We start from the raw sequence: 9,531 nt of genomic DNA on the forward strand, positions 1-9,531 counted from the left end.
CCGCAAGGTCCATCACATTACCCTTGGAAATAAATTCCTGGAATTCTTTCAGCATTCGACCCTCCTTGTCGTGACTGGCCGAGTTGCCGTTTCCGTCCTTGCGACATCGACCTGAGACAACATAACAAAAACCTCCTGACGCAACATCGGCAAAAAGGAGAAAGCAACCGGTTTCTCCTTACCGGGAGCCGGCTAGGTTGCTCGCCGAGACCGACCCCGGTTCAGTTGTTCGAGACCCACGGTTCGGCAGGAGCAGCGTTGAATTTCTGGCAATCATAGGCGTTTTCGCCTACAATATTCTCATGAACATGCTCGAAACCATCAGCATTGACGTTTACCCGTGGGCGGCTCCGACAAAGGAGCAGCGCGCTTGGTTCGACGCACTTTCGCCCGATGAGAAGCGGAAAGCGATTCAGGCGGCCATCGACGAAGGTTTTGAGAGCCCCGTCAGCGACAAGTCTATCGACGACATTATTCGGGAAGCGCGTGCCGAATTCCCGCATGCGTCATAGGATAACGCATCGCGCCGAACGCGATCTGAAAGACATTTACCGACACACCTTCGAAAACTTCGGCCACACTCAGGCCGAAAAGTATCTGCGTGAACTCGACGCGGTGTTTGAGTTGCTCGGCGATTACCCGAATATGGGCAGGCTCTATGAAGGCAGGACCCATCAGTTCGTCCATGGCAAGCACATCATCCTCTATCGTATGGGTTCGGAGGAGATCATTGTCGGCAGCATCTTCCACGGCGCCCAGCGGCGATCTTCACCATAACGACATCGACACCGACGCGCCGGTCTGAGAACCGTCCTACACAGCTCTGCAATGGACTCGGACGCCAAGCTGTGATTGCGTCCGGGCAAGCCGGATAGAAAGACGGCAGAGGAGGAAAGTCCAAGCGTGCAGGGCTTGTTCATCGTCATCATCGCGGTCGCCTATGTGACGCTGCTGTTTGCCATCGCCAGCCTCGGCGACCGCCGCTCGGCCATCTCCGAGCCGAGCCGGGGGCGGCCTTTCATCTACGCACTCAGCCTCGCTATCTACTGCACATCCTGGACTTTCTTCGGCTCGGTCGGTCTCTCTTCCGAACGCGGCCTCGAATTCCTCGGCATCTATACGGGCCCGGTGCTCGTCTTCGTGTTCGGCTTCCCGCTGCTCAACCGCATCGTGCGGCTGGCCAAGACCGAGAAGATCACCTCGATCGCGGATTTCCTCGGCGCGCGCTACGGCAAGAGTTTCACCGTCGCGGCGATCGCCACACTGATCGCCACCATCGGCGCGGTGCCCTATATCGCGCTGCAGTTGAAGGCGATCTCCGGTTCGGTCAGCCTGATGGTCGAGCACTATACGGGATCGCCGCCTTCGTTCGATCCCTTCGTCAGCGACATCTCGTTGGTCGTCGCCATGCTCCTGGCGCTGTTTGCGGTGCTGTTTGGAACCCGTCACGCCGACGCCACCGAACACCAGGACGGGCTGGTGCTGGCGGTGGCGGTCGAAACCGTGGTCAAGCTCGCCGCCTTCCTGGCGATCGGCCTGATGGTCACCTTCCTGATCTTCGGCGGCCCGGGCGACATGTTCGACAAGCTCGCCCAGAACGGGCAGGTCCGGCAGGCGATGAGCTACAACACCTCGCTCGCCACCTGGCTGGTGCTGACTTGCCTTAGCGGCTTTGCCATCATCATGCTGCCGCGGCAGTTCTACGTCACCATCGTCGAGAACCGCGGCGAGGCCGAACTGCGCACCGCGACATGGGTGTTTCCGCTCTACCTCGTGGCGATCAATCTGTTCGTGCTGCCGATCGCTTTTGCCGGCCTGTCGCTGGTCGGCACCGGGACCAGCAGCGATCTCTACGTGCTGTCGCTGCCCTTGTTCACTGGCCATGACTTGCTGGCGATGGCGGCTTTCATCGGCGGCCTGTCGGCGGCGACGGCGATGGTGATCGTCGAGAGCGTGGCGCTGTCGATCATGATCTCCAACGACCTCGTCATTCCGCTGTTCGTGCGCCGCCTGCTCAAGACCTCGACCTCCGAGACCGAGGACTGGTCGACGCTCATTCTCAATGTTCGGCGCGGGGCGATCTTCATCCTTTTGTTCATCGCCTTCCTCTATTATCGCGAGAGCACTGACAGCGCGCGGCTGTCGTCGATCGGCCTGATGTCGTTCGCGGCCATCGCCCAGTTCGCGCCGGCGCTGATCGGCGGGCTGATCTGGCGCGGCGCCACTGGCCGGGGTGCGGCACTTGGCATGGTCGCCGGCATCCTCGTCTGGGGCTACACGCTGCTGTTTCCATCGCTTGCCGCCCCTGATACCGGCATCATCGTGCACGGGCTGTTCGGCTTCGAGGCGCTGCGGCCGCAGGCATTGTTCGGCACCGTCGCCGAACCGCTGAACCACGGCGTGCTGTGGAGCCTGTCGCTCAACGCGGTGTTCTTCGTGCTCGGTTCGCTGTCGCGCGCATCGGTGCCGCTGGAACGCATCCAGGCGTCGATCTTCGTGCCGCGCGATGCCGGCCCGATGCCAAGCCTGCGCCGCTTCCGCACCGCCATCACCGTCAACGACCTCAAGGACACGATCGGGCGCTATCTCGGCGTCGAGCGCACCGAGCGCTCCTTCCAGTCGTTCGAAAAGACCAACGGAACCTCGCTGCACGGCAATGAGCAGGCGAGCATGGACGTCATCCGCTTCTCCGAGCAATTGCTCGCCAGCGCCGTCGGTTCCTCCTCGGCGCGGCTGATCCTGTCGCTGCTGTTTCGGCGCCACGACCGCGAATCCCGAGATGCCTTCCGCTTGCTCGACGACGCCACCGAGGCGCTGCAGCACAACCGCGACCTGTTGCAGATCGCGCTCGACCAGATGGAACAGGGCATCACCGTCTTCGACCGCGATTTCCGCCTGATCTGCTGGAACCGCCAGTACCGGGCGCTGTTCGACCTGCCCGACGAGATGGGCCAGGTCGGCGTCTCGCTCGACCGCATCCTGCGCCATCTCGCCGAACGCGGCGACATCCCCGCCGATCAGCGTGTGGCCATGCTCAACCGCCTGACCAGTTTCGTCAGCCCATGGCAGATGGAACTGAAAACCTCGGGCCGCATCCTGGAACTGCGCTCCAACCCGATGCCGGACGGCGGCATCGTCGCCACCTATGCCGACATTTCCGGGCGCGTCGAACAGGATCTGGCGCTGAAGCGTGCCAATGAATCGCTGGAGCAGCGCGTCAAGACCCGCACCATCGAACTGACCCGGGTCAACGAGGAGCTGGCGCAGGCGCAGATGCTGGCCGAGGAGGCCAATCTCGGCAAGACGCGCTTCCTCGCCGCCGCCGGCCACGACATCCTGCAGCCGCTCAACGCCGCCCGGCTCTATTGCTCCTCGCTGATCGAGAAGGCCGGCAAAGGGCCTGCCGGCAAGGCCGCCGTGAACATCGAATCCTCGCTGGAATCGGTCGAGACCATCCTCGGCGCCGTGCTCGACATCTCCCGCCTCGACGCCGGCGCGATGAAGCCGGACGATACCGCCTTCAACCTCGACGGATTGCTGCGCCAGATCGGCAACGACTTCCGGCCGCTCGCCGCCGAGAAGAAGCTCGCGCTGACCATCATGCCGTCATCGCTGACAGTGACGACGGACCGCAATCTGCTGCGCCGCCTGATCCAGAATCTCGTCTCCAACGCCATCAAATACACGCGCCACGGCCGCGTGCTGGTTGGCGTCAGACGGCGCGGCGATTTGGCCGAGATCCAGGTGATCGACACCGGCATCGGCATCGCCGGCGACAAGCTGAACACCGTCTTTCGCGAATTCACCCGGCTCGACGAGGGCGCGCGCGAGGCCGAGGGCCTCGGTCTCGGCCTCTCCATCGTTGACCGCATCGCCCGGGTGCTGCGGCTGGAGATCCGGATCTTTTCCAACCCTGGCAAGGGCACGCGCTTCTCCGTCATCCTGCCCGTCGCGGCCGTGCAGGAACCGCGGCGCGAGATCGACGCCAGGGTTCCTGCCCGCGCGACGGCTTCGCTGGCCGGACTGCATGTGCTGTGCATCGACAACGACGCCCGCATCCTAGAGGGCATGCGGCTCCTGCTCGAAGGCTGGGGTTGCAACGTCGACACCGTGTCCGGTTCAAAGGATCTGGAAAGCGTGGTGACACACCGCCCGGACATCGTCCTTGCCGACTACCATCTCGACGGCGAAACGGGTCTCGATATCATCGTCAGGCTGCGCGCGCTCCATGGCGACACCCTGCCGGCCGTGCTGGTCACCGCAGACCGCTCCAATGAGGTGCGCACGGCCGCCGGCGGGCTCGAGATTGCGGTGATCAACAAACCGCTCAAACCAGCGGTGCTGCGCTCGATGATGGCCAGGGTCAGGCCGCTGGCACCGGCGGCCGAATAGCAGCAAAGGCGCCCGGTCTCAGCCCTGGTGTCCGAGGGTGGAGTCCTAGAGCATTTCACCGTTTCACGGAAAACGGCGATCTGCTCTAACTCTTTGTTTTAACGCAATTCTAAACGGAAAACCGCTTCACACTTTCCCTAGAATTGCTCTAGGCCAGGCCGTCGACCATCTGGGAACTGCGGAACCGGGGCCGTCCGGCATTGCCCGCCACAGGCGGACGATGCTCGCGAAAGGCCATTGCAAGCGTCCTCAGCGCCTCGCGGGACTTGGCGTCCGTCAGCGTCGAAAGCAGCACGATCTCGGAAGGCGGCAGCGCCGGCAGCCCGAATTTCCGGCTGACCTCGATGGTGCCGGATGGGGCAAGCCGGCAGGAAAATACCGAGGCTGCGAGGCCGGCCGAGACGGCTTCGGCAACGGCGAAAGAGCCGCAGCCGAGGAACACCTCCGTCCACGATATTCCGACAGCGTCGAGCGCGCGGGTGGTGATGTTACGAATACCGCAGGATGGCGAGGATGCCGCCAGGCGCAGCGGCTCGTCGGCCCGGTGGACGAAGTCGGGCGCGGCGTACCAGCCGAAATGTTCGGGCGCCAGCACTTCACCATCGCGCCGGTCGTCCTCCCGGCGGATGATCGCCGCGTCGATCTCACCGCGATCGAAAGCATCCAGCAGGTCGCGCGAATCATCGAGCCGCACTTCGATGGTGAGCGCCGGGTCATGCGCATTGAGCCGCGCCAGCAATGTCGGGACTTCCGCGCCTCCGACATGGGTGGCGATGCCCAGTGTGAAGCGGCGGCGCACCGAAGACAGGCTGGCAATGGCGCGATCGTGTGCCGCGAGGAAGTCGCGTGCGGGCTGGAGAAACACCGCGCCCTGCGCCGACAAGCGCACCAGCCGAGGCGTGCGCTCGATCAATTTCTGGCCGACGCGCTCTTCCAGCCGCTTCAGCTTCACGCTGATCGCCCCTTGTGTGCTGCCAAGAGCCTCGGCCGCACGCGTAAAGCTCTGAAGATCGGCGATGGCGACGAATGTTTTCACAGCGTCTACGTCCAGCGTCATGTCAGCTATCCGCACTTGTTGTCTCTGAAATAGCCAACCATGCAATTCTAATATGATCAAGCCTCGCCTACCCTGGGCCATACGCGCGCCGGGCGAGCTGCGATGGATTCGCCGATTGCCGACAAATACGTTCGAAAGGTTGAATCATGCCCACTGTATTGACCCGCCGAGGCATCGTGGTTCTGTTTGCCGCCTGCCTGGCATGCCTGATGTTCGGCCTGGAGATTTCAAGCGTTCCCACGATTCTGCCGACACTGGAGCAGGTTCTGCACGCCGACTTCAAGCAACTGCAATGGGTGATGAACGCCTATACGATCGCGGTCACGACGGTGCTGATGGCGGTCGGCACGATCGCCGATCGTTACGGGCACAAGCGTGTCTTTCTGGTCGCCATCGCCGCCTTCGGCCTGACATCACTGATCTGCGGCGTCGCCGAAAGCGTCTCCACGCTCATCGTCGCCCGGTTTCTGCAGGGCCTGAGCGGCGGTGCGATGCTGATCTGCCAGCTTGCCGTGCTGTCGCATGAATTCCGGGAAGGGCGCGAACGCGCCGTCGCATGGGGCTGGTGGGGCGTCATCTTCGGCACCGGCCTCGGCTTCGGCCCCATCATCGGCGGCGGCATCGTCGCGGTCTCGAGCTGGCAATGGGTGTTTCTTGTCCACGTGCCGGTTGCGGCGCTGGCGTTCGCCCTCGCTCTGATGGGCGTCCACGAATCGAAGGATCCACAGGCGGGCAAGCTCGACGTAGCAGGCATCCTGACGCTGTCGCCGTCGGTTTTCTGCCTCGTTTTCTACATCATCCAGGGGCCGGATCTGGGTTTCTCCAGCCCTGCCGCGCTGGCGATCCTCGGTATCTCGATAGTGAGCTTCATCGCCTTCCTCATTGCCGAGAAGGTCAGCCAGCGGCCGATGTTCGATTTCTCGGTCTTCCGAATCCGGCCCTTTTCGGGCGCCATCGTCGGCTCTGCCGCGATGAACCTCAGCTATTGGCCTTTCATGATCTACCTGCCGATCTGGTTCCACGCCGGGCTCGGCTATGACACCGTCTCCACCGGCCTTGCCCTGCTTGCCTACACGCTGCCGACGCTTGTGCTGCCGCCGTTGGCAGAGCGCTTTTCGCTGCGTTATCGGCCCGGCATCATCATTCCGGCGGGCCTCGTCATCATCGGCGTCGGGTTCATCCTGATGAAATTCGGCAGCGCCGCCGCGCAACCGGACTGGCTGACGATGCTGCCCGGCTGCCTGATCGCGGGGATGGGTCTGGGAATAACCAACACACCTGTCACCAACACGACGACGGGTTCCGTTTCGAGCGATCGCGCCGGCATGGCCTCCGGCATCGACATGACCGCGCGCATGGTTTCATTGGCGCTGAACATCGCGGTGATGGGCTTCATCCTGGCCAGCGGTGTGCTGGCGCATCTGGGGCATGCGCTGCCCGACCTCGACGCTGCCCAATTGCGTCTTCTCGCCGAAGCTATCGCTGCTGGAAACCCCATCTCCGGGCTCGCCGGGACCGTCGCCCAGGATGCGCTGCGCAACGGCTTTGGCTGGGTCATGCTCTATGGCGGGATCGGCGTCTGGATCATGGCCGCCATCAGTTTCGCAAGCTTCAACGGCCGGCCGGTGCGGCGGACGGAGGTTCAGTGCTCTGATTGAACACTACAATGATCGAACAGGCGCCCTGGCGATCAACCCGCCGGCTGCAGCGGGTCGCTGCCGATCTTGGACAGCAGGATCACCGCCTGCGTGCGGCTGTCGACGCCGAGCTTCTGCAGGATGGCGGAGACATGCGCCTTGATGGTAGCCTCCGATACACCGAGTTCATAGGCGATCTGCTTGTTGAGCAGGCCCTCGGCCAGCATGCCCAGCACCCGTGTCTGCTGCGGCGTCAGAGCCTGCAGCCGCTTGATGAGGTCCGATATTTCGGGATCGCGCTCGATGCCGAGATCGACGCCGGCTGGTGCTGCGATGTCGCCGGCAAGCACCGATTGCACGGCGCTGCGGATCTCCTCCATGCTGGCCGACTTGGAGATGAAGCCGGAAGCGCCGAGATCGAGCGCCCGCCTGATGGTCGCCGGATCGTCATGCGCCGACACCACGACCAGCGGCACCGCCGGATGGATGCCACGCAGCGAGACCAGGCCGGACAGGCCGCTGGCGCCCGGCATCGACAGGTCGAGCAGCACCAGATCGACGTCCTCGTTGGCCACGACCAGCGCCTTGGCGCTCTCGAAATCGCCGGCTTCATGGATGGCGGCGACGTTGCCGATGCCGGCGAGCGCTTCGCGCAGCGCACCGCGAAACAGCGGGTGATCGTCGGCGATGACGAAAGAATAGCCTGCCGGCAAATGTCCCTCCCCAAATCCCCGATGATTTTTGGCTTTTCGGGTTCAATTGGACGATTATGAGGGGCTGCGCGCTGTTTTCAAGCGGCAAAGCCAGCGCGCCGCCTCCCCTGGTTGAAGCGCTCAGGTCTTCTGAGCGCCGTCGTCCTTGTCCATATCCTTGACGATGCCCATGAAGCCGCGCAGGAAGCGCTCCATGTAGCTCATGGTCTTGTTGAAATCCTCCTCGCTCGGCAGTTTCGATTCGAGGCGGGCGGAGAGCGAATTCTCGAGCTTGGTGACGCGCTCGTCCATCGCCTTCATCGAGGTTTGCAGGCGGTCGACCTCGTCCTGGAAAGCAGCGCGTTCGTCGGCCGCCATCTTGCAGACGAGCTGGCCCGAACGTTCCTCGCAGATCGACATGGCGCCGGTCTGCGTATCGATACGGACAAAGCCGCTATCGGACTTTTCCAGGCGGTAGCGGTCGGTCTCTTCCGAATAAGCTGAAGCCGCGACCAGCGAAACGAGCGCGGCGGGGATCAAGATGTGCTGCAGACGCATGTTGTCCTCCATGGCCAAGGCCTCAGATATCGCATGTTTGCGCCGGAAATGGGGAAGACCCTTGGCGTGGCCTTTCCCGAATGGCTGGTTCGGAATCTTTTTGACGCAATTCCCAAGGGAAAGCGCTATGCGCTTTTCCCGGGAAAACCGTTTCACACTTTTCCTGGAACTGCTCTATAGCGCAACCATGTCTCAGATTATCTACAAGATAACCCCGCAAGCGCCTTGGCGCGAGGCCGAAACGCATGGTCGCTTCACCGGCGCGCCGATCGATGTCGCCGATGGCTTCATCCATTTCTCAACGGCAGCACAGGTCAGGGAAACGGCGGCAAAGCACTTTGCCGGCCAGACGGACCTTCTGCTGGTCGCCATCGACGGCGCCGGCCTGGGCGCTGCGCTGAGATACGAGGTCTCGCGCGGCGGCGCGCTGTTTCCGCATCTTTATGGCCCGCTGGACCTCAAGGCCGTGCTGTGGGTCCGGCCACTGCCGCTTGGCGCCGATGGTGTGCACCAGTTCCCGGCACTGGAGGGGCAATGAGCGTGCTCGACCGGCTCGGCCAGAAGCTGCTGTTCGCCTTCGATCCGGAAACCGCGCATGGCATGTCGATTGCGGCGCTGCGATGCGGCCTGCCGGTCGGTGCGCGGACGACGCTCGACGCGCGGCTGAAGGTCAGCGTCTGCGGCCTCGATTTCCCCAATCCGATCGGCATGGCGGCCGGCTATGACAAGAACGCCGAGGTTCCGGACGCGTTGCTTGGCCTGGGCTTCGGTTTCGCCGAGGTCGGTACCATCACGCCGTTGCCGCAGGCCGGCAATCCGAAGCCGCGTATCTTCCGGCTGACTGCCGACGATGCGGTGATCAACCGATTGGGCTTCAACAATGAAGGCCATGCAGCGGCCGAAAAACGCCTTGCCGCACGCAAGGGGCGCTCCGGCATCGTCGGTGTCAACATCGGAGCCAACAAGGACAGCAGCGACCGCATCGGCGACTATGAGCGCGGTGTCGCCCGGTTTGCGCAATACGCCAGCTATCTCACCGTCAACATCTCCTCGCCCAACACGCCGGGCCTGCGCAACATGCAGGCGCGCGAGCAGCTTGGCGAACTCTTGTCGCGTGTCATGGCCGCGCGCGCCGCGGCAACGGCGCAGCCGCCGGTGTTCCTGAAGATCGCGCCGGACCTGGTCGAGGCAGAGC

At 63.2% G+C, this 9,531-nt stretch carries 9 protein-coding genes; 6 read left to right on the forward strand and 3 right to left on the reverse strand.

Features of this window, described 5'->3' with window-relative positions; genetic code table 11:
• Window positions 1-197: 197 nt before the first annotated feature.
• From EN906_RS12120 to EN906_RS12130, 3 genes are all read left to right on the forward strand, one after another.
• The gene (locus EN906_RS12120) at window positions 198-512 is read left to right on the forward strand and encodes a hypothetical protein (RefSeq protein WP_127268170.1); all 315 of its coding nucleotides are present in this window, start codon (window positions 198-200) and stop codon (window positions 510-512) included.
• Entirely contained in the window at window positions 502-777 is a 276-nt protein-coding gene (locus tag EN906_RS12125) for a type II toxin-antitoxin system RelE/ParE family toxin (RefSeq protein ID WP_127268171.1), read from the forward strand. Before EN906_RS12120 ends, EN906_RS12125 begins: the two co-directional genes overlap by 11 nt.
• 126 nt (window positions 778-903) lie before the next feature.
• A complete protein-coding gene (locus EN906_RS12130) occupies window positions 904-4,392 on the forward strand; it encodes a PAS domain-containing hybrid sensor histidine kinase/response regulator (protein ID WP_127272462.1) in 3,489 nt (1,162 codons plus the stop codon).
• A 148-nt stretch (window positions 4,393-4,540) separates the two neighbouring features.
• On the opposite strand, the gene EN906_RS12135 is transcribed toward EN906_RS12130, so the two are convergent.
• Entirely contained in the window at window positions 4,541-5,449 is a 909-nt protein-coding gene (locus EN906_RS12135; RefSeq protein ID WP_164748869.1) for a LysR substrate-binding domain-containing protein, read from the reverse strand.
• A gap of 146 nt (window positions 5,450-5,595) precedes the next feature.
• On the opposite strand from EN906_RS12135, the gene EN906_RS12140 reads away from it, so the two are divergent.
• Window positions 5,596-7,107, forward strand: coding sequence for an MFS transporter (locus tag EN906_RS12140; protein WP_127328241.1), 1,512 nt, complete (start codon window positions 5,596-5,598; stop codon window positions 7,105-7,107).
• A gap of 32 nt (window positions 7,108-7,139) precedes the next feature.
• Here the strand turns inward: EN906_RS12140 and EN906_RS12145 are convergent, their stop codons facing one another.
• Both EN906_RS12145 and EN906_RS12150 read right to left on the reverse strand, forming a co-directional pair.
• On the reverse strand, window positions 7,140-7,799 hold the full coding sequence (locus EN906_RS12145; RefSeq protein WP_023813893.1) for a response regulator transcription factor: 660 nt from the start codon (window positions 7,797-7,799) through the stop codon (window positions 7,140-7,142).
• Window positions 7,800-7,919: 120 nt separating this feature from the next.
• Window positions 7,920-8,336, reverse strand: a complete 417-nt coding sequence (locus EN906_RS12150) for a hypothetical protein (RefSeq protein ID WP_127266720.1) — start codon at window positions 8,334-8,336, stop codon at window positions 7,920-7,922.
• A gap of 187 nt (window positions 8,337-8,523) precedes the next feature.
• Here EN906_RS12150 and EN906_RS12155 point away from each other — a divergent pair, with 187 nt between their 5' ends.
• Together EN906_RS12155 and pyrD are read left to right on the forward strand one after the other, a co-directional pair.
• Window positions 8,524-8,874 (forward strand): DUF952 domain-containing protein, encoded by a 351-nt coding sequence (locus EN906_RS12155; RefSeq protein WP_063173552.1) that lies wholly within the window; start codon window positions 8,524-8,526, stop codon window positions 8,872-8,874.
• A partial coding sequence (pyrD, locus tag EN906_RS12160) for a dihydroorotate dehydrogenase (quinone) (RefSeq protein ID WP_127375189.1) occupies window positions 8,871-9,531 on the forward strand: 661 nt, incomplete at its 3' end. The genes EN906_RS12155 and pyrD, both read left to right, overlap by 4 nt.

Origin of the sequence: Mesorhizobium sp. M7A.F.Ca.CA.004.06.1.1 (assembly GCF_003999135.1) — a bacterium.
Classification (GTDB): Bacteria; Pseudomonadota; Alphaproteobacteria; order Rhizobiales; family Rhizobiaceae; genus Mesorhizobium.

Excerpts from the sequence above, each read along its gene's own strand:
- EN906_RS12125 (WP_127268171.1), top strand. The coding sequence starts at position 502 with ATGCGTCATAGGATAACGCATCGCGCCGAACGCGATCTGAAAGACATT.
- EN906_RS12155 (WP_063173552.1), top strand. The coding sequence starts at position 8,524 with ATGTCTCAGATTATCTACAAGATAACCCCGCAAGCGCCTTGGCGCGAG.
- EN906_RS12135 (WP_164748869.1), bottom strand. The coding sequence starts at position 5,449 with ATGACGCTGGACGTAGACGCTGTGAAAACATTCGTCGCCATCGCCGAT.
- EN906_RS12140 (WP_127328241.1), top strand. The coding sequence starts at position 5,596 with ATGCCCACTGTATTGACCCGCCGAGGCATCGTGGTTCTGTTTGCCGCC.
- EN906_RS12150 (WP_127266720.1), bottom strand. The coding sequence starts at position 8,336 with ATGCGTCTGCAGCACATCTTGATCCCCGCCGCGCTCGTTTCGCTGGTC.